This is a genomic window from Microbacterium esteraromaticum, assembly GCF_017303215.1.
Taxonomy (GTDB): domain Bacteria; phylum Actinomycetota; class Actinomycetes; order Actinomycetales; family Microbacteriaceae; genus Microbacterium; species Microbacterium esteraromaticum_C.
This window is the reverse complement of sequence record NZ_JAEMWU010000002.1, coordinates 175,878-200,163: the sequence shown is the minus strand read 5'-3', so window position 1 is coordinate 200,163 and position 24,286 is coordinate 175,878. Positions and strand designations below refer to the sequence as shown.

20 protein-coding genes, 1 tRNA gene and 1 other RNA gene are annotated in these 24,286 nt (G+C 68.7%); 6 read left to right on the top strand and 16 right to left on the bottom strand.

What is annotated here, in order from left to right:
* Positions 1–17 precede the first annotated feature (17 nt).
* Together JF543_RS12200 and JF543_RS12195 are read left to right on the top strand one after the other, a co-directional pair.
* Positions 18–91 (top strand) — tRNA-Pro (locus tag JF543_RS12200).
* A gap of 102 nt (positions 92–193) precedes the next feature.
* Positions 194–967 carry an HAD-IIB family hydrolase gene (locus tag JF543_RS12195; protein WP_206824520.1) on the top strand — a complete coding sequence of 258 codons (774 nt, stop codon included), beginning with the start codon at positions 194–196 and terminating at the stop codon, positions 965–967.
* A gap of 176 nt (positions 968–1,143) precedes the next feature.
* Here JF543_RS12195 and JF543_RS12190 read toward each other — a convergent pair whose 3' ends face one another.
* From JF543_RS12190 to JF543_RS12120, 15 genes are all read right to left on the bottom strand, one after another.
* Positions 1,144–2,403 carry an alpha-hydroxy acid oxidase gene (locus JF543_RS12190; RefSeq protein WP_206824519.1) on the bottom strand — a complete coding sequence of 420 codons (1,260 nt, stop codon included), beginning with the start codon at positions 2,401–2,403 and terminating at the stop codon, positions 1,144–1,146.
* Positions 2,404–2,428: 25 nt separating this feature from the next.
* Positions 2,429–3,169 carry a FadR/GntR family transcriptional regulator gene (locus JF543_RS12185; RefSeq protein ID WP_179410132.1) on the bottom strand — a complete coding sequence of 247 codons (741 nt, stop codon included), beginning with the start codon at positions 3,167–3,169 and terminating at the stop codon, positions 2,429–2,431.
* Positions 3,170–3,470: 301 nt separating this feature from the next.
* Complete coding sequence (locus tag JF543_RS12180; protein WP_179410131.1) at positions 3,471–4,100, bottom strand: thymidine kinase; 630 nt, start codon at positions 4,098–4,100, stop codon at positions 3,471–3,473.
* 10 nt (positions 4,101–4,110) lie between these two features.
* The gene (mqo, locus tag JF543_RS12175; protein ID WP_241263883.1) at positions 4,111–5,541 is read right to left on the bottom strand and encodes a malate dehydrogenase (quinone); all 1,431 of its coding nucleotides are present in this window, start codon (positions 5,539–5,541) and stop codon (positions 4,111–4,113) included.
* A gap of 171 nt (positions 5,542–5,712) precedes the next feature.
* Positions 5,713–6,786, bottom strand: coding sequence for an aspartate-semialdehyde dehydrogenase (locus JF543_RS12170; RefSeq protein WP_206824518.1), 1,074 nt, complete (start codon positions 6,784–6,786; stop codon positions 5,713–5,715).
* A gap of 273 nt (positions 6,787–7,059) precedes the next feature.
* The gene (locus JF543_RS12165; protein WP_179411785.1) at positions 7,060–8,346 is read right to left on the bottom strand and encodes an aspartate kinase; all 1,287 of its coding nucleotides are present in this window, start codon (positions 8,344–8,346) and stop codon (positions 7,060–7,062) included.
* An 89-nt stretch (positions 8,347–8,435) separates the two neighbouring features.
* Complete coding sequence (locus tag JF543_RS12160; protein ID WP_347401155.1) at positions 8,436–9,344, bottom strand: DMT family transporter; 909 nt, start codon at positions 9,342–9,344, stop codon at positions 8,436–8,438.
* Positions 9,341–9,934, bottom strand: a complete 594-nt coding sequence (gene recR / locus JF543_RS12155; protein WP_179410128.1) for a recombination mediator RecR — start codon at positions 9,932–9,934, stop codon at positions 9,341–9,343. Before recR ends, JF543_RS12160 begins: the two co-directional genes overlap by 4 nt.
* Complete coding sequence (locus JF543_RS12150; protein WP_206824514.1) at positions 9,934–12,747, bottom strand: DNA polymerase III subunit gamma and tau; 2,814 nt, start codon at positions 12,745–12,747, stop codon at positions 9,934–9,936. The genes recR and JF543_RS12150 overlap by 1 nt, the downstream gene beginning before the upstream one ends.
* Before the next feature lie 173 nt (positions 12,748–12,920).
* Positions 12,921–15,410, bottom strand: a complete 2,490-nt coding sequence (locus tag JF543_RS12145) for a glycoside hydrolase family 65 protein (RefSeq protein ID WP_206824513.1) — start codon at positions 15,408–15,410, stop codon at positions 12,921–12,923.
* Positions 15,403–16,170, bottom strand: coding sequence for an HAD family hydrolase (locus tag JF543_RS12140; protein ID WP_206824512.1), 768 nt, complete (start codon positions 16,168–16,170; stop codon positions 15,403–15,405). Before JF543_RS12140 ends, JF543_RS12145 begins: the two co-directional genes overlap by 8 nt.
* Before the next feature lie 211 nt (positions 16,171–16,381).
* On the bottom strand, positions 16,382–17,605 hold the full coding sequence (locus JF543_RS12135) for an acetate/propionate family kinase (protein WP_206824511.1): 1,224 nt from the start codon (positions 17,603–17,605) through the stop codon (positions 16,382–16,384).
* Entirely contained in the window at positions 17,602–19,707 is a 2,106-nt protein-coding gene (gene pta, locus JF543_RS12130) for a phosphate acetyltransferase (protein WP_206821883.1), read from the bottom strand. The genes JF543_RS12135 and pta overlap by 4 nt, the downstream gene beginning before the upstream one ends.
* A gap of 9 nt (positions 19,708–19,716) precedes the next feature.
* Entirely contained in the window at positions 19,717–20,283 is a 567-nt protein-coding gene (locus JF543_RS12125; protein ID WP_224818713.1) for a hypothetical protein, read from the bottom strand.
* A gap of 61 nt (positions 20,284–20,344) precedes the next feature.
* Complete coding sequence (locus JF543_RS12120; RefSeq protein WP_274367548.1) at positions 20,345–20,944, bottom strand: rhomboid family intramembrane serine protease; 600 nt, start codon at positions 20,942–20,944, stop codon at positions 20,345–20,347.
* 107 nt (positions 20,945–21,051) lie between these two features.
* Here JF543_RS12120 and JF543_RS12115 point away from each other — a divergent pair, with 107 nt between their 5' ends.
* The 3 genes from JF543_RS12115 to JF543_RS12105 are packed head-to-tail and all read left to right on the top strand — an operon-like array spanning position 21,052 to position 23,073.
* A complete protein-coding gene (locus tag JF543_RS12115) occupies positions 21,052–21,591 on the top strand; it encodes an RNA polymerase sigma factor (protein ID WP_206824509.1) in 540 nt (179 codons plus the stop codon).
* Entirely contained in the window at positions 21,575–22,561 is a 987-nt protein-coding gene (locus JF543_RS12110; protein ID WP_206824508.1) for a hypothetical protein, read from the top strand. The genes JF543_RS12115 and JF543_RS12110 overlap by 17 nt, the downstream gene beginning before the upstream one ends.
* A gap of 2 nt (positions 22,562–22,563) precedes the next feature.
* Entirely contained in the window at positions 22,564–23,073 is a 510-nt protein-coding gene (locus tag JF543_RS12105) for a hypothetical protein (RefSeq protein ID WP_206824506.1), read from the top strand.
* Positions 23,074–23,087: 14 nt separating this feature from the next.
* Here the strand turns inward: JF543_RS12105 and ffs are convergent.
* An RNA gene (ffs, locus tag JF543_RS12100) (signal recognition particle sRNA small type) lies at positions 23,088–23,184 on the bottom strand.
* A 112-nt stretch (positions 23,185–23,296) separates the two neighbouring features.
* Between ffs and JF543_RS12095 the strand changes: the two genes are divergently transcribed.
* On the top strand, positions 23,297–24,277 hold the full coding sequence (locus JF543_RS12095) for an AAA family ATPase (protein ID WP_179410119.1): 981 nt from the start codon (positions 23,297–23,299) through the stop codon (positions 24,275–24,277).
* Positions 24,278–24,286 lie beyond the last annotated feature (9 nt).

Sequence of the window (24,286 nt, the reverse complement as noted above, 5' to 3'; positions counted from 1 at the left end):
TTGAACGGTTGCAATCACGGGGTGTGGCGCAGCTTGGTAGCGCGCTTCGTTCGGGACGAAGAGGCCGCAGGTTCAAATCCTGTCACCCCGACAGCACACGAAAAGGGACTCGCCTGGAGCGAGTCCCTTTTCGCATATCCCGCTGGCTGTGTCATCGATTGCTCCCAGCCCGTTCTCCTACACTGGAGTCATCATGAACACCCTTCGCCTGGTCGCGTTCGACCTCGACGACACGCTCGCTCCGTCCAAGGGCCAGATCGACGACCGGATCGCAGACCTGCTGCGCTCCCTGTTGCAGCGGGTCGAGGTCGCCATCATCTCGGGTGGCAACGAGGACCAGTTCCGCTCCCAGGTAATCGCACGACTCGACGACCTCGACGCCGCCGCGCACCAGCGACTGCACCTTCTGCCGACGTGCGGGACCCGCTACCTGCGACACGACGGCACCGCATACACCGCCGTGTACGCGCACGACCTTTCCGAGGCCGAGAAGACCTCGGCACTCACGGCGCTGCGTGAAGAGGCCGAACGTCTCGGCCTCTGGGAAGCGACGCCCTGGGGCGAGATCCTCGAAGACCGCGGATCGCAGATCACGTTCTCGGCGCTCGGCCAGCAGGCGCCGCGCGATGCGAAGCACACCTGGGATCCCGCGGGCACGAAGCGCGCCGCCCTGCGGGATGCCGTCGCACCGCGGCTCCCCGGCCTCGAAGTGCGCTCAGGCGGCTCGACGTCGATCGACATCACCCGGGCGGGCATCGACAAGGCCTACGGCATGCAGAAGCTCGCCGAGCTCACCGGCATCGCGCTGACCGACATGCTCTTCTACGGCGACCGCTTGGACAAGGGCGGCAACGACTACCCCGTACTGGCGCTCGGTGTGCGCTCCATCGCTGTGGACGGCTGGGAGCACACCGCCGACGAGCTCGACGCACTGCTGCAGACGCTTCCCGTTCCCGCCGCACGCTGACGAGCATCCGCCGCTGCGTGACGGCGCCTCTCGCACCGCGCAGGAGAACAGGCTGAAACACGAGAACAGGACGGATGTGCAGCATCCGTCCTGTTCTCGGTATTCGTCCTGTTCTCGGTGACCACGCACGAGCCCGGGGCCGCGCGGCGCCGTCTCGGCCGCGCGCGGAGCCCTGCTCAGCGCGCCAGCGCCCCCGCGGCGCCCGCGGCGACCGGGACGAAACGTGCCAGCTGCGTGACGTGCTTGGGTTCGAGTTCTGCGAGCGTCGAGACCCCCAGCAGGCGCATCGTGCGCTCGATCTCGGTGCGTAGGATCTCGATCGTGCGATCAACGCCCTGACGTCCGCCGGCCATCAGTCCGTACAGGTACGCGCGTCCGATGAGGGTGAAGTCCGCACCCAGCGCGACGGATGCCACGATGTCGGCGCCGTTCATGATGCCCGTGTCGACCATGACGGTGAAGTCATCGCCGACCGCCTTGCGCACGTGCGGCAGCAGACGGAAGGGAATCGGCGCGCGGTCGAGCTGACGGCCGCCATGGTTCGACAGCACGATGCCGTCGACGCCCGCATCGCGCAACCGCACGGAGTCCTCGACGTTCTGCACGCCCTTGATCACGATCTTGCCGGGCCACAGGTCGCGGATCACGGCCAGATCGTCGTAGCTGATGGTCGGGTCCATGGCGGCATCGAGCAGCTCGCCAACCGTGCCGCCGGTGGTGCTCAGCGATGCGAACTCGAGCTTGGGCGTGGTCAGAAAGTCGAACCACCACCAGGGGCGCGGGATGGCGTTGATGATCGTGCCGAGCGTGAGCTGCGGGGGGATGCTGAAACCGTTGCGCTTGTCACGCAACCGGGCACCGGCCACCGGGGTGTCAACGGTGAACTGCAGCGTGTCGAAGCCGGCCGCCGCGGCGCGACGCGTGAGCTCGTACGAGATCTCACGGTCGCGCATGACGTACAGCTGGAACCAGTTGCGCCCGTCGGGGTTGGCAGCCTTGACGCCCTCGATCGAGGTGGTGCCCAGTGTCGACAGCGTGAACGGAATACCCGCCGCGGCGGCGGCACCGGCCCCGGCCGTCTCACCCTCCGTCTGCATCAGACGGGTGAAGCCGGTCGGCGCGATACCGAACGGCAGCGCCGAAGGACCGCCAAGGATCTCGACCGACGTGTCGACAGTCGGCGCGGGCTTGAGGATGCCGGGGTGGAACTCGACGTCCTCAAAGGCCTGACGTGCCCGAGACAGCGACAGCTCGCCCTCTGCAGCGCCGTCGGTGTAGTCGAAGGCGGCCTTCGGCGTGCGCCGCTTGGCGATGTCGCGCAGGTCGTAGATCGTGAGCGCGGAGTCGAGCCTGCGCTTCTTGCCGTTGAGCTCGGGCTTCTTGAACTTCATCAGCTCGAGAAGCTCAACGGGGTTCGGCACCTGGCGCGTGACCATGGGCGCTCCTTTCCGGGTGGGGATGTCAGTCGTTCTCAGTCAGAACGGGACGATTGTCGGGCACGAGGCCGGCCGCGGTGTAGTAGCCGGTGATGTGGTCGCGAACGCGCGCGCGGGCAGCATCCGCCTCGCCTGCCTCGATGGCGGCGACGATCTCACGATGCTCTCGGCGCAGATGCGCGACCATCGCGTCCCAGTCCTCGATGCGGGCCGAGCCTTCGAGCACGTACGACTCGATCGAGGTGCGCAGGCCGGCCATCATCGCCGTGATCACCGTGTTGCCCGAGGCCTCGGCCAGCGCGTAATGCAGCTGGGCATCAAGGGCGAGGAACTCCGGCGCCGAGAGGTGCTCGTCGTCCATCGCGTCGAGAAGCGCGTGGGCGGCCTCCAGTGCACGTTCAGGGGCCGTTGCGAGCGCCGAGACAACGGCATCCTCCAGCACGAGGCGGGTCTGCACGACATCGGCCAGGGGAAAGCCCTGCGCGGCCACTTGCAACCGCAGCAGCGCGGACATCCCCCCGGAAGGCGTGGCGATCACGATCGCCCCCGCCTGGGGCCCGGACCCGGTCGCGGTGCGGATGAGCCCCATCACCTCAAGGACACGGAGCGCCTCGCGCACGCTGGAACGCCCCACACCGAGATCGGCGGCGAGGTCGCGCTCCGAGGGCAATCGGTCGCCCGGACCGAGCACGCCCACGAGCAGATCACTCTCGATGCGCTCGAGCACGGTGCGCCAAGCGCGCTGGGTGGCGGGGGTCTCCGGCATCCGTCCTCCTGTGGTCTGACCACAGCGTAACCGGTGTGGTCAGACCACGCAACACGCCACGTTCTCCCCCGCGCGCTCCCGCGCACGCCCTCGCGCGCTTTCGCCAGTCCCGCGCGCACTTCCGCCCACTCCGTCGCGCCAGCACCCCACCACGAGGGGTCAGTAAATGTCGGGTCGGCGGGCGCGAACACGACGAATATTGACCCCTCGTCGGGCAGATGCGGGCGCGAAGGGCGCGGGGCGCGGGGCGCGAAGCCCACGCGAGGTGCGAGGCGAGAGGGCTACGCGACGTGCGGCTGGGTCAGCCGAGGATGCCGCCGGACTCCTCCAGGTAGCAGTTGCCGCACAGCGATTCGTATGTCACCGCGACGCCGTCGATGGCCACCTGGTCGCCGTCGAACACAAAGCGCCCACCGGCGCGACGCCCGTTGAAGACGGCCTTGCGTCCGCAACGGCAGATCGTCTTGAGCTCCTCCAGCGCGTGCGCGATCGCCAGCAGGCGCGCCGACCCCGGGAAGGCGTGAGTACGGAAGTCGTTTCGGATGCCATATGCCATCACCGGAATACCATCGAGCACCGCGATGCGGAACAGGTCATCCACCTGCTCCGCAGAGAGGAACTGCGCCTCGTCGATCAGCAGGCATGCGACATCTTCGGGGTCCGAGGGCAGCAGCTCATCAGCCACCTCATTGCGCACCCGCTCGCGCTCCGCGTAGAACAGCGCCCGGGCATCCGCGCCCTCTCCGATCAGGAAGTCGACCTCACGCGTGACGCCCAACCGACTCTCGATCTGCGAGGCACCCTTGGTGTCGATCTCGGGTTTGGCCAGCAGTACGCGCTGCCCGCGTTCCTCGTAGTTGTACGCGGCCTGTAGGAGGGCCGTCGACTTGCCGGAGTTCATCGCGCCGTAGCGGAAGTACAGCTTCGCCACGGTCGGCTACTCAGGCCGTGAGCGAGAGCGTGGATGCGGTGGCATCCATCGACTTCTCGGCGGCGGCCGCGTCGTCGTTGAGCGTCTCGCCGACCGTCGGGATCAGCTCGCGCAGCGTCGGCTCCCAGCCGGCGTACTGCTCGGGGAAGCACCGCTTCAGCAGGCCGAGCATGATCGGTACCGCCGTCGATGCACCCGGCGAGGCACCGAGCAGACCGGCGATCGTGCCGTCTTCGGCGGCGACGACCTCAGTGCCGAACTGCAGAATGCCGCCCTTCTCGGGGTCCTTCTTCATGACCTGGGCGCGCTGGCCGGCCTGGATCAGCGTCCAGTCGCCGTCCTGCGCCGTCGGCATGAACGTGCGCAGGCTGTCGACCTTCTTGCGGTGGTTCTTCATCAGTTCGCCGACCAGGTACGTGATCAGATCGGGGTTCGCGAACGCGACGCGCAGCATCGGCCAGAGGTTGTGCGGCCGCACCTGCGAGACGATGTCGAACATCGACCCCTGCTTGAGGAACTTCGGGCTGAACGTCGCGAACGGACCGAACATCAGCGACGCCTCGCCGTCGACAACTCGCGTGTCGAGGTGCGGCACCGACATCGGCGGTGCGCCGACGGATGCCTGCGAGTACACCTTCGCCTGGTGCTGGGCGACGATCTTCGGGTCGGACGTCTTCAGGAACTGACCGCCGATCGGGAAGACACCGTAGCCCTTGATCTCGGGGATGCCCGAACGCTGCAGCAGCTTGAGGGCCCAACCGCCCGCCCCGACGAACACGAAGCGCGCCTTGACCTGGCCGGGCGTGCGACCGATCACGTGCCGGTACTTGACCAGCCACGTGCCGTCGGACTGGCGCTTGAGGCTGCGGACCTCGTGGTCGGTGCGCACCTGGACGCCGGCGTCAGAGAGGTGATCGAAGAGCTGGTGCGTGAGTGCACCGAAGTCGACGTCGGTGCCCGAGGGCACGCGCGTGGCGGCGAAGGGCTCACCCTTGCGGCGCTTCTGCATCAGCAGCGGCGCCCACGAGTTGATGACCCGGGAGTCCTCGCTGTACTCGATGCCGGCGAACAGCGGCTGCTCCTTGAGCACCTCGTAGCGCGCCTTCAGGAACGCAACATCCTTCTCACCGCGCACGAACGTCATGTGCGGGGTCGAGTTGATGAACGTCGACGGCCCATCGAGCACGCCGCGGTCGACGAGTGTCGACCAGAACTGCCGGCTCTGCTGGAACTGCTCGTTGATCGAGATCGCCTTGGCGGGGTCGAGCGAGCCGTCCTTGCCCTGGGGCATGTAGTTCAGCTCGCACAGTGCCGCGTGTCCGGTACCGGCGTTGTTCCAGGGGTTGGAGCTCTCCTGGCCGACGTCGCTGAGTCGCTCGTAGGCGACGATCTTCCAGTCCGGCTGCAGTTCGCGCAGCAGGGTACCCAGTGTGGCGGACATGATGCCCCCACCGATCAGAACGACATCGACGGTTTCGGTCACCCGACCAGTCTAGCCGTCAGCATCCACCCTCATTTCGCCGCCCCACTCCCCCCGTCTATCTGTCACAAACCCGCGCTACTCGGTCTGAATAGCGCGGGTTTGTGACAGATAGACGGAGGGGCGCGTGCGTCAGCGGGGCGCGGGGACCAAGCGGCGGGTGAGCTCCTCGGCGATCTGCACGGCGTTCAGCGCCGCGCCCTTGCGCAGGTTGTCATTGCTGATGAACAGCACCAGACCCTTGCCCTCAGGAGCCGACTGGTCGGCGCGAATGCGCCCGACGAAACTCGGGTCCTTGCCGGCGGCCTGCAGAGGCGTGGGCACCTCATCGACGATGACGCCGGGAGCGGATGCCAGTACCTCATACGCCCGTGCCGGCGTGATGTCCGACGCGAACTCGGCGTTGATCGACAGCGAATGCCCGGTGAACACCGGAACGCGCACGCACGTGCCGGCGACCCGCAGGTCGGGAAGACCGAGGATCTTGCGGCTCTCGTTGCGCAGCTTCTTCTCTTCGTCGGTCTCGTTGTCACCATCGTCGACGACGGATCCGGCCATCGGGATGACATCGAACGCGATGGGAGCGACGTACTTCTCGGGCTGCGGGAAGTCGACGGCCGAGCCGTCGTGCACCAGACGCAGGGTGTCGCCCTGGGCGAGCACGCCCTCGACCTGCCCGAGCAGCTCCTGCGCCCCTGCCAGCCCCGAGCCCGAGACGGCCTGGTACGTCGATACGATCAGGCGCTCGAGGCCGGCCTCGGCGTGCAGCGCCTTGAGCACCGGCATGGCCGCCATCGTGGTGCAGTTCGGGTTGGCGATGATGCCCTTGGGACGGTCATCCATGGCATCCGGGTTCACCTCGCTGACGACCAGCGGAACCTCCGGGTCCATGCGCCAGGCGCTGGAGTTGTCGACGACGACGGCGCCCGCAGCGGCGAACTTCGGCGCGTAGGCGCGGCTCGCGGTCGCACCCGCCGAGAACAGCGCGATGTCGATGCCCGAGGCATCCGCCTTCTCAACGTCCTCGACGATCACCGTCTCGCCGCCGTACTCGATCGCCGTGCCCGCGGAGCGGGCCGACGAGAACAGGCGCAGCTCGCGGATCGGGAAGGCCCGCTCGGCGAGGATGTCGCGCATCACAGTGCCGACCTGGCCGGTGGCGCCGACGATCGCGATCGAGAATCCGGAATCGGAGATACGAGTCATGGGAATGGAGTCCTTGGCGTGGAGACGGTTACGCCAGGCTCAGCTCCAGGGTGCGGATGCTGCGCCTGGCGCCGATGTCAGGGTTGCGGCGAGTCTACCCCGTCGCCTCTGCGGCCGACCCGCGCGTGACGCCCGCGCTCCCGCGCGGGGCGGCCTCATTGAGAAACCACCTCCCGTCTGAGAAACCGCCTGCGGCGTGGTTTCTCGAACGGGAGGTGGTTTCTCAGCGGGAGTGGGCGCGAAGAGCGGATGCTGGAGGGCTGGGGCCTCGCGTCAGCGGCCGGTGCCGGCGTGGACGACAGCCTCGATCTCGCTGTCGAGCCCATAGGCGGTGTGCACGGTGCGAGCGGCCTCGGCGAGGTCCGAACCACGCAGCACGACCGAGATGCGGATCTCGGACGTGGAGATCATCTCGATGTTGATCCCGCCGGCACTGAGAGCCTCGAACAGGATCTCGGACACACCGGAGTGCGTGCGCATACCCGCGCCGACCACCGAGAGCTTGCCGATCTGGTCGTCGTGCAGCAGGTTCTCGAACCCGACCTCACCCTGCTCGGCCGCGAGCGCCTTGATGGTTGCCGGCGCGTCGGCCTTGGGCAGCGTGAACGAGATGTCCGTGCGCCCCGTCGAGGCCGCCGAGACGTTCTGCACGATCATGTCGACGTTGGCGCCCGCCTTGGAGACGATCTTGAAGATCTCGGCGGCCTTGCCCGGAACGTCGGGCACACCGGCGACGGTGATCTTCGCCTGGCTCAGGTCGGTGGCGACGCCGGCGACGATGGGTTCTTCCATGGCTTCTCCCTGGGATGCGCGCGGGGCCTGCATGCCCTCGCCGAGAACGTAGGTGCCCTCTGCCGACGAGAAGGTCGAGCGGGCGTGGATCAGAACGCCGTGACGGCGGGCGTACTCGACGGCACGGATGTAGAGCACCTTCGCGCCGTTGGCAGCGAGTTCGAGCATCTCTTCGCTCGAGATGGTGTCGAGCTTGCGGGCGCGCGGGATGACGCGCGGGTCGGCGGTGTAGATACCGTCGACGTCGCTGTAGATCTCGCACACGTCGGCGTTCAGCGCGGCGGCGAGGGCGACCGCGGTGGTGTCGGAACCGCCGCGGCCGAGCGTGGTGATGTCGCGCGTATCGCGGTTGAAGCCCTGGAAGCCGGCGACGATCACGATCGCCCCCTCGTCGAGTGCTTCGCGCAGACGCACCGGCGTGACATCGACGATGCGGGCCTTGCCGTGGTGGGAGTCGGTGATCATGCCGGCCTGGCTGCCGGTGAACGAGCGCGCCTCGAAGCCCATCGAGTGGATGGTCATGGCCAGCAGCGCCATCGAGATGCGCTCACCGCTGCTGAGCAGCATGTCGAGCTCGCGCGGGGCGGGAATCGGGGCGACCTGGTTGGCCAGGTCGAGCAGTTCGTCGGTGGTGTCGCCCATCGCGCTGACGGCCACGACCACATCGTGTCCGGCGCGACGGGTGTCGACGATGCGCTTGGCGACGCGCTTGATGCTCTCTGCGTCGGCGACGGACGAGCCGCCGTACTTCTGCACGATCAGTGCCACGATCACTCCCGGGTGCTGCGGGCGGATTCGCCCATGCGACATTCTACGGACGGCATCCATGCGCCTTCACGCATGTGACGGGTCGGATGCTATGTTCCGGTCACCCGGGGGCGCAGGCGCCCTCCGGTGGCGGCGAACCAGCATCCGATGAGAACGATCGGAAGTCCGATCAGCAGTCCGGGCGTGACGGGCTCGGCCAGGAGCACTGTGCCGAGAACGAGCGCGACGATCGGGTTGATGTAGGTGAACAGCGGCGCGCGCACCGGCCCGACCTCACGGATGAGCGCGAAGAAGGCGACGAAAGCGACCGCCGTGCAGATCACGCCCAGCAGCACCAGCGAGACCGTCGAGCGCAGCGTCGGAACCTCGGTCTGGGTCAGCAGCGCGGCCGGCAGGTACCCGAGCCCGATGCCAAGCAGCGCGAGCGTGATCGTTCCGATCGAGGGGACGTCGCTGAGCTTGTAGGCAATGACGAAGGGGGCGATGGCGTACAGCAGCGCGGTGAGCAACACCTCGCCGATCGCGAAGGCGCTGGCACCGTCGCGTGGGAACAGGCCGGGTCCGGCGACGACGATCGCGACACCGGCGAAGCCGAGCAGCAGCCCGCCGAGACGTATCGGCGCGAGCACCGAACGATCACCCCGCACGAGCGCGATGAGCACGGCGAACAGCGGGACGGTCGCGACGAGCAGTCCGGTAAGCCCCGAGGGAAGCTGCGTCTCTGCGTGGCTGAGCAGCAGGAACGGACCGGCCATCTCGATGAGACCGAAGGCCAGCACCCAGGGCCAGTGCTTCCATGCTGCCTTGAGCGCCCCCGCGCGGATCGCGAACGGCAGCAGTACAGCGGCGCCGAGCAAGGTACGCGCCGAAACCACCGCCGGAGGTGAGTACGACGCGACAGCCTCTTTGATGAACAGGTAGGTGATGCCCCAGACGAATGCCATGACGGCGAACAGCGCCCAGCCCTTGCGTGTGAATCCCGGATGCTGAGCATTCACAGCCGGCGACGGCCCTCGAAGGCGCGTCCCAGGGTGACCTCGTCGGCGTACTCCAGATCGCCGCCGACGGGGAGTCCCGATGCCAGGCGCGATACGGCGATGTCCATGCTCGTCAGCAGGCGGCTCAGATAGCTTGCGGTCGCCTCGCCCTCGAGGTTGGGGTTGGTCGCGAGGATGACCTCTTGCACAGTGCCGTCGGCGAGCCTGCTCATCAGCTGGGCGATACGCAGGTCGTCGGGTCCGACACCGGCGATGGGGCTGATCGCTCCACCGAGCACGTGATAGAGGCCTCGGAACTCACGGGTGCGCTCGATCGCCGCGACGTCCTTCGCATCCTCGACGACGCAGATCAGCTCGGGGTTGCGGCGCGGGTCACGGCAGATGCTGCAGCGCTCCTGCTCGGCGACGTTTCCGCAGATGTCGCAGAACCGCACCCGCGTGCGCACCTCGGTGAGCAGTTCCGACAGACGGGCGACGTCGAAGGACGGCGTCTGCAGGATGTGGAACGCGATCCGCTGCGCGGACTTGGGGCCGATGCCCGGCAGCCGGCCGAACTCGTCGATCAGCTCCTGAACGATGCCGTCGTACATCAGTTGAACCTCGTCGGGGCTTCGAAGGGCTCTTCACGAAGGAACTTCGCTCCGAGCACCTGGCGGATCACGGCCTCGCCGCGACGCTCGACACCGTCGTGCGCCGGACGCGAGGCGGCGGACGCAGTAACGCGGGAAGCGGTGGGGGTGGATGCTGCGGGTGGGGCGGCCGCCTGCCCTGAAGCGACGGCGGATGCGGCGGTCGGCGCGGTTGGAAGGGCGCCGGACTCCGCGGGAGCCGCCGGCCCTGCGGATGCCGGGGCTGCGACTGCCCGGGGCGCGGCTGCCTGCGGCGCGGAAGCCCGTGCGGGGCCGGATGCCTGGCGTCCCGGAGTTTCCCGTGGCGGCGGACCGTCGTACATCGGGTCGTACGGCGGTTCGTCGTCGAACGGCGGGTACTCGTCGTACGGAGGCTGATCGTCGTACGGAGGCTGGTCGTCGTAGGGCTGTTGCGGCGCTTGTTGCTGCGGATTCGGCTGCTGGGGAGCCGAGTGCTGCGCGGGCTTCGCCGCCACAGGTGCTGCCGCCGTGGACGCCCCGTCGGCCGGACCTGCCGGCGCGGGCGCGGATACCGTCGCGGCCGATGCCGCCGAGGGCGTCGGGGGCGCCGAAGTCGTGGATGCTCCCGACGCTATGCCCGGCGCGGGCACAGCGGGCGTTTGTGGTGGCGCTTCCGCGGGCGCCGGCGCGACGGGGGCATCCGAGGACGGGATGGGAGCGACCGCCCACTCGGTGACCGCCGCGTTCGATGGTCGCGCGGTCGCCGCGGAAGGCTCGGACGCCTGACGCGCCTTCCCCTTCGGGACGCCCACCCCTGAGGACTCGGACACATCTGTCGGCTTTGCCCAGCCTGCGGCCGGGGCATCGTCACCGGCACCGGCACCGGCACCGGCACCGGCACCGGCCACAGCGGACGCCGTTCGTGACTGCGCGGCGCCGTTCTGTGCCGCGGATGCAGAGTTCGACTGTGCAGAGTTCGACGGTGCAGGGTTCGACGGTGCAGCTCCGCCGGTTCCCCCAGAACCGCCGGAGCTCCCGGGGCCAGCAGGACCGGTCGAGCCGCCGGGGCCTCCCGAACCGTCAGGTCCACCCACACCAGTGGAGGCGCCGTCTGCCGGTGGCAGCGGCGCCGGACGGTACTTCACGGTGATGCCGAGTTCTTGCTCGATGGCCGTGCGCAGGTGGTCGGAGGTGCCCTTGCCTGGTGTCGCGCCCTTGAACCGCGACACGTCGCTGGGGCTGGAGAACCCGAGCGTCAGCACCTCGCTGTCGACGTCGTAGCCGAGCGGCTGGATCGCCGTGACCATCAGCCAAGAGGAACGACTGATCGATTCGAGGCGCTTGAGCACGCCGGCCCAGGAATCCCGGATCCGTTCGAAGGTCACCGGGCCCGAGGGCACAACGGTCGGCGTCTCAGCGGTCGGCGTCTCAGCGGCCGGCGTCTCAGCGGCCGGAGCAGGCGCAGGTGCCGTCGGCGCCGCAGCAGCGGCAACGGACGGGGCAGGTTCGGCGGATGGCGCGGGCGCCGAGGCCGGAGCGTTCAACGTGGCATCCGACGTCGTAGGCATCGCTGGAACCGCAGACGCGGCCGCGGGCGCAGCCGCACTCGGCGCCACCGCAGCGCTCGTTGCCGAGGTGGGTGCCGTCGGAGCCGCGGGGCGCTGCGGAACGGCACCGGACGACGCGGGAGCCGCAGCCTGCTCGCCGTCGGCGGCGGCCCCGGCGAGCACGCGCGCGACCATCAGCTCGAGGTGGAGCCGCGGCGAGGTCGCTCCGGTCATATCGTCGAGCGCCTGGCTGACCAGGTCTGCGGTGCGCGAGAGACGCAAAGCCCCGAACGCGCGCGCCTGGGCGTGCATGCGCTGCAGTTCGTCGGCAGGCAGACCGCGGAGCACAGCGGATGCCCCCTCGCCCACCGCCTCGATCACGATCAGGTCGCGCAGCCGCTCGAGCAGGTCGTCGACGAACCGGCGCGGGTCTTGCCCGGTCTGCACGATGCGGTCGACCGCGGGGAAGGCGGATGCCGCATCACCGGCGGCGAGCGCATCGACGATCTCGTCAAGGAGCGCGGCGTGGGTGTAGCCGAGCAGCGCGACGGCGCGCTCGTAAGTCACGTTGCCCGCCTCGGAGCCGGCGATCAGCTGGTCGAGCAATGAGAGCGTGTCTCGCGGCGAACCACCACCGGCGCGCACCACGAGCGCGAGAACGCCGTCGGCGACCTGCACGCCCTCTTCGGCGCACAGCTTCTCGACGTACTCGAGCATCGCCGCGGGCGGCACCAACCGGAACGGATAGTGGTGCGTACGCGAACGGATCGTGCCGAGCACCTTCTCTGGCTCGGTCGTCGCGAAGATGAACTTGACGTGCGCCGGCGGCTCCTCGACCAGCTTCAGCAGGGCATTGAAGCCCTGCGGTGTGACCATGTGCGCCTCATCGAGGATGAAGATCTTGAACCGATCACGGCTCGGTGCGAAGGTCGCACGCTCGCGCAGGTCGCGAGCGTCGTCGACACCGTTGTGGCTGGCCGCGTCGATCTCGACGACATCGAGCGAGCCGCCGCCGGCGCGCGACAGTTCGATGCAGCTCGGGCACACACCGCACGGGGTGTCGGTGGGCCCTTCGGCACAGTTGAGGCAACGCGCGAGAATGCGCGCTGACGTGGTCTTTCCACATCCGCGGGGGCCGGAGAACAGGTACGCGTGCCCGATCCGGTCGCCGCGCAGCGCGGTCATGAGCGGATCGGTCACCTGGGACTGCCCGATCATCTCCGCGAAGGTCTCGGGCCGGTAGCGGCGGTAGAGGGCTGTCGTCACCCATCCAGCCTACGGCGTGCGACCGACGTCCGCCGAGACCCCTAGCTTCTGCCGAGACCCCCAGCTACGGGCATCCGCACCTGGGGGTCTCGACGACACGTGGGGGTGTCGGCGGCGCGCGCAACGCGAGCAACACGCACGACACGCGACGCACGCAACACCACCGCGCCGGGTCAGTCGTCGTATGCGTCGAGCACCGGGAGCGCGCTGGTGGTGACGGGCACCGACGCCGACAGGCGCGTTCCGTCATCGCGACGGGCATCCTCGAACTTGCGCAGCGTCGGGCGCCCGGGGCGCACCGGGCCCTGATCGACCAGCCGCACGACGGCCGGTTCGTCGACGGCTGCGCGGTGCACGGCGCCGCGCACCGCGAACTCCACCGCGTCGCCCGAACGCACCTCGACACGCAGCGCATCGCGCGTCACGGTGACGTGCAGCGCCGACCCCTGCCATTGCAGGGGGAACGACAGCTCGGGCCAGTCCGCCGGCAGCCGCGGATCGAAGCTCAGTTCTCCGGCGTGGTCGCGCATTCCGCCGAAGCCGCTCACCAGCGCCGTCCACACGCCACCCGCCGACGCGACATGCACGCCATCCGAGGCATTGTGATGCAGATCTGCGAGGTCGACGTACAGGGCGTGCTCGAAGTACTCGCGCGCGAGGTCCTGATACCCGACCTCGGCCGCCATGATCGACTGCACGACCGCCGAAAGCGTGGAATCCCCCGTCGTCAGCGGGTCGTAGTAGTCGAAGTCGGCGAGCTTCTCGTCGTCGGTGAAGTGGTTGCCCTGCAGGAACAGCGCGAGCACGACGTCGGCCTGCTTGAGCACCTGGAAGCGGTAGATCACCAGCGGGTGATAGTGCAGCAGCAGCGGGCGCTTCTCGGCGGGCGTGCCCTCCAGATCCCACACCTCGCGTTCCAAGAAGAACGTGTCCTGCGGGTGGATGCCCAGTCCTTCGCTGTACGGGATGTGAATGGCCTCGGCCGCGCGCTCCCACGCCTCGGCCTCACCGAAGTCGAGACCGACCCGCTCGACCAGGGCTGCATACGCGGCGGGATCGGCAGCGTGCATCTCGCGCACGACACGGGCGGCGAAGCGCAGGTTGTACCGCGCCATCACGTTCGTGAACAGATTGTCATTGACGACCGTGGTGTACTCATCGGGCCCGGTCACACCGTGGATGTGGAACGAGCTCTCACCGTTGATGCCCCGCCAGAACCCCAGCGTCGCCCACAGACGCGCCGTCTCGACCGCGATGTCGGCGCCCTCCCTGCGAAGGAAGTCCTCATCCCCCGTGGCGCGCACGTACTTGCCGAGCGCGAAGCTCACGTCGGCGTTGATGTGGTACTGCGCCGTGCCGGCCGCATAGTAAGCGGACGCCTCTTCACCGTTGATCGTGCGCCACGGGAACAGTGCGCCCGCCTCGTTCAGCTGCGCCGCGCGCCGGCGAGCCGCCGGCAGCATCAGCACCCGTGCGCGCAGGGCGTTCTTCGCCCACTGCGGCGACGTGTACGTCAAGAACGGCAGCACATAGACCTCGGTGTCCCAGAAGTAGTGCCCGCTGTAGCCCGACCCGGTCAGGCCCTTCGCCGGCACACCGCTGCCGTCGGCGCGCGATGCGGCCTGGGCGAGCTGGAACAGGCACCAGCGCGTCGCCTGCTGCAGATCGTCGTGACCGGCGATGCGCACATCCGAGCGCTCCCAGAAGTCGCTCAACCACCGCGACTGGGCCTGGAAGAGGGCATCCACCCCCTCGACACCCGCCCGGTCGAGCGAACGGCGGCACCGGTCGACGAGCTCACGCGGCGGCACGCCGCGTGAGCTGTGGTAGCTGACAATCTTGCTGATGCGGATCGGCACACCCGCCTTCGCCTGCACCCGGAAGACGTTCTTCGCGATGTCGGGTTCGATCAGCGACCGCGCGCTGTAGTCGTTCTCGGTCTCGACGACGTGGTCGGCGACGACCGCCACGGTCATCCCCGAATCGGTGACGCGGTACGACAGCGCCGAGCGCAGCCCGTCCTGCCAGTACTCGACCGGCTGCAGCACCCGCTCGGTGATCTTCTCGGCCTTGCGCGGGTCAAATCCCTTGCGCTCGGACTTGGAGGCCATCGGGTCGCCAGCGTAGATACCGGCGCCATCCTGCCTGTTCAGCAGCTGACAGCTCACCGTCACCGGAGCATCGGCGTTCTCGACGACGATCTCCAGGCGCAGCACCGCCAGATGACGCTCATCGAAACTCACCAGGCGCTCATCGCGCATGCGCACGCGTTTGCCCGACGGGGTCACCCACAACACATCGCGCGAGAGCACACCGGTGCGCATATCGAGCACACGCGAGTACTCGTGCATCTCGGTCGCGTCGAACGACAGCGGCTCGTCATCGATGTAGACGCGCATCACCTTGGCGTCTGGGGCGTTGACGATCGTCTGCCCCACCTCGGCGAAGCCGTACGCCTGTTCGGCGTGCCGGATCGGCCAGGTCTCGTGCAGACCGTTGATGAACGTGCCGTGCTCGTGGGCACCGCGCCCTTCGATGTGATTTCCGCGCAGGCCGAGGTAGCCGTTGGCGACCGTGAAGACGGTCTCAGACACCCCGCTGGCGTCGTAGGTGTTCTCGATGAGCCGCCACGGGTCGACGGGGTGGCGTTCGCGGTCAATCATTCGTCTCGCTCCGCTCGCTCAGCAGCTGGGAAAGGTCGTCGACGACAACCGTCGCGCCGGCAGCGCGCAGCACCTCGGGTCCCGCGCCACGGTCGACTCCGACCACGACGCCAAAGCCCGCCGCGGCCGCAGACCCTACGCCGGCGACGGCATCCTCGACGGCGACCGCCGAGGCCGGGTCGACCTGTAGCATCCGCGCCCCTTCGAGGAACATGTCGGGCGCTGGCTTCGAGGCGAGGTGGTCGCGTTCAGCGACGACACCGTCGACGACGATGCGGAAGAAGTCCCGGATGCCCGCTGTGCTCAGCACCTCTTCGGCGTTCTTCGAACTCGACACGACACCCATCGGCACACCGGCGTCGCGCAGGCTCACCAGTACCGCGAGCGACCCCGGATACGGGGCGATGCCGCCCGCGCGCAGTGCGGCCGCGAACGCAGCGTTCTTGCGGTTCCCGACGCCGCACACCGTCTCGGCCTCGGGCGGATCGGTGACCTCGCCCCACGGGATCTCGATGTTGCGGCTGCGCAGCAGACTCGCCACGCCGTCGTACCGTTTCTTGCCGTCGACGTAGGCGAAGTAATCGGCATCCGTATACGGCTCGACGACCCCCCATCGGGCGAGGACATCATCGAACACGCTCTGCCAGGCGCGCATGTGCACCTCAGCGGTCGGCGTGAGCACCCCATCCAGGTCGAACAGCACGCCGGGGGCGCTGCTGAGGTCGAGGATGTGGAGCGGATCGGGAAGTTCGTGAACCATGGGACCTCCGGAATCGGACGTGCGCGTCAAGCCTAATGAACGCGGGGCCCTGTTCCGAAGCGCGCGCCCGAATCGTGCATCCGGAAATCACAGACCCATCCCACCCACCGAGGCGTGTCATGTCGCCCTGCGCGGCGACACGCCGCGCGCGTCTGGGATTTCCGACGGGAACGTCGCGCACCGATGAACGTCGGATGCCGGCATCCGACGCTCAGATCACACTGAGCGTCTGCCGCGCGATCTCGAGCTCCTCGTCAGTGGGCACGACCAGCACATCGACGACCGAGTCGTCGGCCGAAATGCGTCGGATGCCGGGCGCGCGCTCGGCGTTGCGGTGGGGATCGATCCGCACGCCGACGAACCCCAGGGTCGCGAGCGCATCGGCACGTACCTTCACGGCGTTCTCGCCGACCCCGGCGGTGAACGAGATCACGTCGACGCCGCCGAGCTGCGCGATGTACGCGCCGGCGTACGCACGCAGCCGGTGGATGTAGACGTCGTAGGCCAGCCGGGAGGCCTCGTCACCGGCATCCGCTCCCGCGAGGATGTCGCGCATGTCGTTGTGCCCGGCAAGCCCCAGCAGACCGCTGCGTTTGTTCAGCAGATCGTCGAGTTCGTCGATACCGAGCCCGGCGCGACGGGAGAGGTGCAGCAGTGCGGCCGGATCGATGTCGCCCGAGCGGGTGCCCATGACCAGGCCCTCCAACGGGGTGAGCCCCATCGACGTCTCCACCGAGCGTCCGCGGTCGACGGCGGTGACGGATGCCCCGTTGCCGAGATGGAAGACGAGCTGTCGGATGCTGTCGTTCGCCCGCCCCAGGAACTCCGCGGCATGCTCGCTGACGTACTTGTGGCTGGTGCCGTGGAACCCGTAGCGGCGCACCCGGTGTTCACGGGCGATCTGGGCGTCGATGGCGTAGGTGTAGGCGGCCGGTGGGAGCGTCTGGTGGAACGCCGTGTCGAACACGACCACGTGGGGCACGTCGTCGAAGACGGCCTTCGCGGCGACGATGCCGGCGAGGTTGGCCGGGTTGTGCAGCGGGGCGAGCACGCTGAGCTCGCCGATCTGGCGTTCGACGTCGGGCGTGACGACGGTCGGTGCGTAGAAGCGTGCGCCGCCGTGCACCACGCGGTGGCCAACGGCGACGGGCCGATGCTCAGTCAGGACGGGGCCGTGCTCGGCGAACAGCGCGAGCATCGCCGCGAAGGCCTCATCGTGGTCGGCGATGGGGCGGTCGTCCTCGTATCGCGCCTCGAGGATGGTCGGTGTGGGCTCGCCGGGAGAGGCCACCGTGTGGACGGTGTGCGCGACGGTGCTGATGGGCTGGCCGATGCGCTCGATGAGTCCGCCGGCGAGCTCGACCTCGCGGGTCATGTCGAGCAGGCTGTACTTCAGCGACGACGACCCGCTGTTGATGACCAGTACGTGACTCATTCGTCCGTCCCCTGCGCCTGGATGGCCGTGATCGCCACCGTGTTGACGATGTCGTCGACCAGCGCGCCCCGGCTGAGATCGTTGATCGGCTTGTTCAGCCCCTGCAGCACGGGCCCGATCGCCACGGCGCCGGCCGAGCGCTGCACCGCCTTGTAGGTGTTGTTGCCCGTGTTCAGGTCGGGGAAGACGAACACGGTCGCCCGGCCCGCCACGGCAGAATCCGGCAGCTTGGCCTTCGCGACGGCCGCATCCGCCGCGGCGTCGTACTGGATCGGCCCCTCGACCGGCAGCTGCGGGTCGCGAGCGCGCACGAGAGCAGTTGCCTCACGCACCTTGTCGACGTCGGCGCCGCTACCCGACTCGCCGGTGGAGTACGACAGCATCGCCACCCGCGGATCGATGCCGAACTGCCTCGCTGTGCCCGCCGACGACAGCGCGATGTCGGCGAGCTGCGTGCTGGTGGGGTCGGGGATCACGGCGCAGTCGCCGTACACGAGCACGCGGTCAGAGAGTGCCATGAGGAACACACTGGAGACGACATCGACGCCCGGCTTGGTCTTGATGATCTCGAACGAGGGCCGGATGGTGTGCGCGGTGGTGTGCGCGGCACCCGACACCATGCCGTCGGCGAGCCCGAGGTGCACCATCATCGTGCCGAAGTACGACACATCGGTGACGGTGTCGGCCGCCTGCTGCACGGTGATGCCCTTGTGCGCACGCAGCCGCGCGTACTCGGCGGCGAACCGCTCGACCATGACCGGATCCGTGGGGCTGAGGATCTGCGCCTCGCTGATGTCGAGCCCGAGGGCGACAGCGCGGGCCCGGATCTCGGTCTCGTCGCCGAGGATCGTCAGGTCGGCGACCTGGCGGGCCAGCAGCACGGCGGCGGCCCGCAGGATGCGGTCATCGCCGCCCTCGGGCAACACGATGCGCTTGCGGTCGTTGCGCGCGCGTTCGATGAGCCCGTACTCGAACATCAGCGGCGTGACGACGGTCGATTCGGCCAGCCCCATCTCGATCGTCAGCTCGGAGATGTCGACGTGGGTCTGGAACAGCGCCAGTGCGCTCTCGTAGCGGCGGCTGCTCTCGGCGCTGACGCGGCCACGGGTGTTCATGATGCGCACCGCGGTGTCGTAGGTGCCCAGATCGGTGGTCACGATCGGCACGGTCAACTCGATGCCGTCGATCAGCTGCAGCACCGGATCGGGCAGCGGGAAGGGGCCGTTGAGCACGATGCCCGCGAGATCGGGGAACGTCCCCGATGCTGCGGCGAGCAGCGTCGCCAGCAACGTCTCGGTGCGGTCGGCGGCGATCACGACGACGGCACTCTCGGTGAGGCGCGGCAGCACATTGACCATCGACATGCCGGCGATGACGATGTTGTACGCCTCGCGTTCGAGCAACTCGTCTTCGCCGCGCACCAGCGTGCCGTCGACCGCCCGCAGGATGCCCCGCATCGAGGGCGCGACCAGCGCCCGGTCCTCGGGCACGGCCCACACCGGGGTGCGCAGGTCATCGATGCGCTCGACGATCTCACCAAGCATGTCGGGTTCGGCGCGGTTGACGATGATGGCGAACAGTTCGGCCCGCTCGGTGGCGAGCTCGCTGCGCGCGAGCGCCGCCATCTGCTGAATCTGATCGGGTGTGCGGGCCGTGGTGGTGCCGAGCTGCTCGGCCTGGTTCTGACTGTCGCGCCCCGAGAGCACGAGCAACACCGGAACGCCGAGATTCGCGGCGATGCGCGCGTTGTAGCTGAGCTCTGCGGGGCTGGCGACATCGGTGTAGTCGCTGCCGAGCACGACGACGGCGTCGCACTGCGCTTCGACCGCCTTGAAGCGGGCCACGATCGTGCCGAGCGCACCTTCGGGGTCCTGCCGGACGTCGTCGTAGCTCACGCCGATGCACTCGTCGTAGTCGAGGTGCACGCCGTCGTGGGCGAGCAGCAGCTCGACGACGAAGTCGCGTTCGTCGGTCGAACGGGCGACGGGGCGGAACACCCCGACGCGCTCCGACACGCGCATCAGTGCGTCGAGCACGCCCAGCGCGATGGTCGACTTGCCCGTGTGCCCCTCGGCCGAGGTGATGTAGATGCTGCGTGCCACGGCTCCAGCCTACGGCGACGGGCACTCCGCAGACAGCGCCACGACGACGCGGGTGGCGTCGTCCTCGAAGCGCGCGTAGTGGTCGCGGTCGCTGTTGATCTGGACGCGATGGATGGCGTGTGAGGGTTCGAGCGTCTGCCACTGCGGCACGCGTTCGAGGCGGGTGAAGAACAGACGAGCGGCGGTGGCCGGGTCCATCCGGTCCTCGACGCTCCCCCACCAGTCCTGCTGTTGGAACAGCCCGATGCTCGAGGTTCGGGTGCCATCGGGGTTGGTGACGCCCGAGGTCTCCCAGTCGCCGTAGTCGATGTTGCGCAGTGAGCTCTCGCCCATCGCCGCCATCACACCGAGGATCTGTCCGTCCCTTTCGAGGCCGAACTCGTCGGCGGTGCGGATGATGATCGCCGCGTTCTCGAGCTGCTCGCCCTGCCACCCGTCGACCCCCGCGTCGGGGAACGTCCGCGGCTCATCGACGCAGTAGGCGTCGGATCGCGTGGCCGTCAGCACCCCGACCACGGCGAGCGCGCCCGTGATCACGATGGCGGCGGATGCTGTGATGCCGGCGATCTTCAGCATCCGACGTCGTTGTCGACGGCGCCGGGCGCGGCGCCGCATCCGCGCGGCGCGTGTGCGCCGCTCACTCACGGCTGCCGACCTCTCTGCGGCGGACGAACACGGTCAGGCCGCCGCCGATGGCCCCGAACAGATGCGCCTGCCACGACACACCGCTGTGCACGCCGAAGATGCCGGTGAACATCGTCGTGCCGTACATCACCACGACGATCACGGCGATCCCGGCGTACGCGAACCGGTGTGCGAGGCGACCGGGGGCGAGCACCCGCACGACGACGTACCCGAAGTAGCCGAAGACGAGCACGGACGATCCGACAGTGAGGGTGCCCGGTGCGTTCACCAGCCAGGTGCCCGCGCCTCCGATGAGCGCGACCATGGCGGTCACCGCCCAGAAGCGCTTCGCCCCTTCAACGGCGACGAGGCAGCCGAGCACCAGGAACGGCACGGAGTTCGCGATCAGGTGCGCCCAGCCGGCGTGCAACAGCGGACCGAGCACAACGCCCTGCAGACTCCCCAGATCCCACGACCGCAGGCCCCATCCGACGAAGCTGCCCGGGAGGACGGCATCCGCGAGCTGGATCACCCACATCAGCGCGAGCAGCCCCACTGGGGCGAGGAAGCGCGTGAAGTAGGGAGAGGCCGGGGCGGGAGCGGATGCGGTCACACGACGATCTTCGCAGGACAGAGCGGGAGGAGGCTGGGCGTCGACGCCTCGCCGCTGTGGGAGGATCGGGCCATGCAGTATGACGGTGTTCCGCGGGTGGTCTGGCGATGAGGCGTCGACGCATCGTCCTCGAGGAGAACCGCCGAACGTTCGATGCGCTGGTGGATCGCTTCGGCGCGGCCGCGCTGCGTCATGCGCAACGCGTCTTCATGACGTTGGAGGATGCCCAGGACGCGGTCGAGAATGCGTTCGAGCGCGCCTGGGTCGTTGTGCGCGATGGCGGGTCGGTGAACCTGAGCTGGCTGCTGCGCGTCATCGACACCTCCAGCGGAGACGGCCAGACCCCGGCGCCTGTTCGGCAGGCCCCGGCGCTACTCGGCGAGGTGCTGCGCGCTGCCGCGTCGCCGGAAGGCGATCTGCGGATCGATCTGGAGTGGGTGTTCTCAGGCCTGTCCATTGGGGAGCGCCATCTCATCGAACTGGTCGACATGGACGGCTGGACCGTCGCCACGGCAGCCAAGATGCTGGGGCTTCGCCAGGCCGTGGCGCGCAAACGCCTTCAGCGCGCACGGCAGAAGCTCCATGCGCTGCTGTTCGCCGCCGAGGTCGGCCTCCGAGCGGGAGGTGAGCATGTCCGATCTGCGTGACGATGAACGACTGCGTTCGCTGCTGCGGCGCATCGATCCGGCCCAGGCGGCATCCGACGCCGGTCCGCCGGCATTTCTGCGCGCACTGCGCGACCGCCTCGCCGCCGAACAGGCCGCGGCCCGCAGTCGCGAGCGCCGCCGCGCATCGCGGCGCTTCGGCTGGACTCTGGCTGTCGCATCCCTGGTGGTGGTGGCCACCGTGTCGGTGTCGGTGGCGTTGGGTGGTCAGCGTGCCGAGGCCGTCAGCCCCGTTCCGCTGTCGTTCACGGCTCCGGCGCCGGTGCCGCAGGTGGTCGCCGAGGCGACGGATGCTCTGAGCGGACCCGCCGGAGCCGAGAACCCGGCTCGGCGGGTGCACACGATCTCATGGGCGATTTCGATCGATGACGGGGAGTTGCAGGCAGCGGTGACCCCGCAGATCGTCGAGCTGGAGTGGAACCCCGATCTCTCGGGCCACTCGCTCGTCGTCGAAGGCCGTGTGCAGCCCGGGAGCGATGGCGGGCCGGGACGCGTCAGCGCCACCGACACCGTGGTGTCGCAAGTGACATTCGCCCCGGGTGAGTTCGGTGTGCCGAGTCCGGAGGCTCCCCCAGCGACCGTGGCCGGCATGACAGAGCTGCTGACGATGTACGGCATGCCCGAACGCCCGAGCGCGGGAGATCTGGTGCAGTCGATGGTCACGGTGATGGACTACTGGACGCTCAGCGATACGCAGCATGCAGTGCTGTTGGAGATGCTCGTGAGCACCGGTGGGGCGGCCTCGTTGGGGCAGTCCGTGGATCGCCTCGGCCGGGACGTTGCGGGAGTGCAGATCGCTTCGACCATCGATGGCTTGACCGACACCGTGCTGCTCTCGTCGGACTCGGGACGGATCGTCGGAGTGGAGACGATGCGCACCGTGGCGGATGAGACGGTACCCGCAGGCACCGTTGTCGAGTACCGGATGTGGGACTCACAAGAGGAGCAATGACCATGAAGCGCAGCAGCACGATACTCGCGGCCCTGACCACCGCCGTCGCCCTCGTACTGTCGGGACCGGCGGCACTCGCCACGGATGCCCCGCCGGAGCCGAGCGCTGATATCGCCGCGGTGATGGCAGCGGTGCCCGGCGGCGTGCTGCTGGATGCGCACCATGCGACGTGGCCGGCGCTCGGGCTGGAGATGACCTCGGCGAGTGGTGTTTCGACACGCACTCTCTCGTCATCCGCGGTCGGGTCGTCCGCCGTCGGCACGGCTTCGGTCGGTTCCTGCGCCAGCGGCAGGGTGTGCGCCTTCTCAGGGGGCAACCTCAGCGGCAGCCGACTCAGCTGGTCGACGTGCGGCACGTTCTCGATCAGCGCGTTCACCGTGCGCTCCATCGCCAACGCGCGCTCGACCGGCTACCTCCAGGCCCGCAGCGGCACGACGGTCCGGGCCACGGCGAAGGCGGGCGCATCGGCGAACGTGTTCGGCAGTGTGACGAACGTGCGCTGCGTGAGCTGAGCGCCCCCGGCAAAAGAAAAGACCCTCCGCGCACCCGACAGAGCCCGGTTACCCTTGCTACGTTTCCGTCCTGGGGGAGTTGGCCTGGGTGTCGTCACGCGGAGAGCCGTCGATCAGTCTACCCGACGCTGCGCGCGGCGCTGACCGCCGGCATCTCGGGGAACCCCTCGCTTCACACCGGGTTACGATCGAGGCACGCACCGTCGCGCACGAAGGGCATCGCATGCACGAGAACGTTCCGCAGATCACCGCCGAGCAGTTCGCCGAGCAGACCGCGCGCATCACGGCCTCGGTCACGTCGGTGATCGACGGCAAGCCGGATGCCGTGCGCAGCGCGCTGATCTGCCTGCTCGCTGAGGGGCACCTGCTGATCGAGGACGTGCCGGGCGTCGGAAAGACGATGCTCGCTCGCGCGCTGGCGGCGAGTGTGGATGCCACGGTGCGGCGCATCCAGTTCACGCCGGACCTGTTGCCGAGCGATGTCACCGGTGTCGCCGTGTACGACCCGGTGGGGCGGGAGTTCGAGTTCAAGCGCGGCGCTGTGTTCGCGCACATCGTCATCGCCGACGAGATCAACCGGGCCTCCCCCAAGACGCAGTCGGCACTGCTGGAGGCGATGGAAGAGCAGCAGGTGACTGTCGACGGCGCCACGCACCGTCTGCCCGAGCCGTTCCTGGTGGTCGCGACGCAGAACCCGCTCGAGATGGAGGGCACGTATCCGTTGCCGGAGGCCCAGCGCGACCGGTTCATGATGCGGATCTCGATGGGATACCCGGATGCCGCGTCCGAGACTCTCATGCTGCGCCAGCGTGAGACGTCCAACCCGCTGTCGGCGATCGTGCCGGTGACCGACGCGGCGACCGTGGAGCAGTTGATCGCCTGGGCACGGCGCGTGCACGTCGCCGAGTCGCTGGAGGAGTATGCCGTCGCGCTCGCACAGGCGACCCGCATGGACCCGAGCCTTCACCTGGGGGCGAGCCCGCGCGCGACCCTGCAGCTCGTGCGCGCGGCGAAGGTCGCGGCCGCGCTCGATGGTCGCGACTTCGTCGTTCCCGACGATCTCGCCGACCTCGTGATCCCGGTGTTTGCTCACCGGTTGCTCGCGGCGCGTGGCGTGCACCGTGCCGGGGCGCAGCCCGTCGAGAGCGCCCTGAAGCAGATCGTCTCGCGCGTGCCCGTGCCGTTCGCCGGGGCACGCGTCTGAACCACGCAG

Bases quoted from the DNA above. Each gene is read 5' to 3' on its own strand.
- JF543_RS12190 (WP_206824519.1), bottom strand. From the start codon at position 2,403: ATGGTCACGCGCCAGGTGCCGAACCCCGTTGAGCTTCTCGAGCTGATG.
- JF543_RS12185 (WP_179410132.1), bottom strand. From the start codon at position 3,169: ATGCCGGAGACCCCCGCCACCCAGCGCGCTTGGCGCACCGTGCTCGAG.
- JF543_RS12115 (WP_206824509.1), top strand. From the start codon at position 21,052: ATGAGGCGTCGACGCATCGTCCTCGAGGAGAACCGCCGAACGTTCGAT.
- JF543_RS12110 (WP_206824508.1), top strand. From the start codon at position 21,575: ATGTCCGATCTGCGTGACGATGAACGACTGCGTTCGCTGCTGCGGCGC.
- JF543_RS12105 (WP_206824506.1), top strand. From the start codon at position 22,564: ATGAAGCGCAGCAGCACGATACTCGCGGCCCTGACCACCGCCGTCGCC.
- mqo (WP_241263883.1), bottom strand. From the start codon at position 5,541: ATGTCCGCCACACTGGGTACCCTGCTGCGCGAACTGCAGCCGGACTGG.
- JF543_RS12140 (WP_206824512.1), bottom strand. From the start codon at position 16,170: ATGGTTCACGAACTTCCCGATCCGCTCCACATCCTCGACCTCAGCAGC.
- JF543_RS12195 (WP_206824520.1), top strand. From the start codon at position 194: ATGAACACCCTTCGCCTGGTCGCGTTCGACCTCGACGACACGCTCGCT.
- JF543_RS12145 (WP_206824513.1), bottom strand. From the start codon at position 15,410: ATGATTGACCGCGAACGCCACCCCGTCGACCCGTGGCGGCTCATCGAG.
- JF543_RS12095 (WP_179410119.1), top strand. From the start codon at position 23,297: ATGCACGAGAACGTTCCGCAGATCACCGCCGAGCAGTTCGCCGAGCAG.
- recR (WP_179410128.1), bottom strand. From the start codon at position 9,934: ATGTACGACGGCATCGTTCAGGAGCTGATCGACGAGTTCGGCCGGCTG.
- JF543_RS12170 (WP_206824518.1), bottom strand. From the start codon at position 6,786: ATGACTCGTATCTCCGATTCCGGATTCTCGATCGCGATCGTCGGCGCC.
- JF543_RS12135 (WP_206824511.1), bottom strand. From the start codon at position 17,605: ATGAGTCACGTACTGGTCATCAACAGCGGGTCGTCGTCGCTGAAGTAC.
- JF543_RS12125 (WP_224818713.1), bottom strand. From the start codon at position 20,283: ATGCTGAAGATCGCCGGCATCACAGCATCCGCCGCCATCGTGATCACG.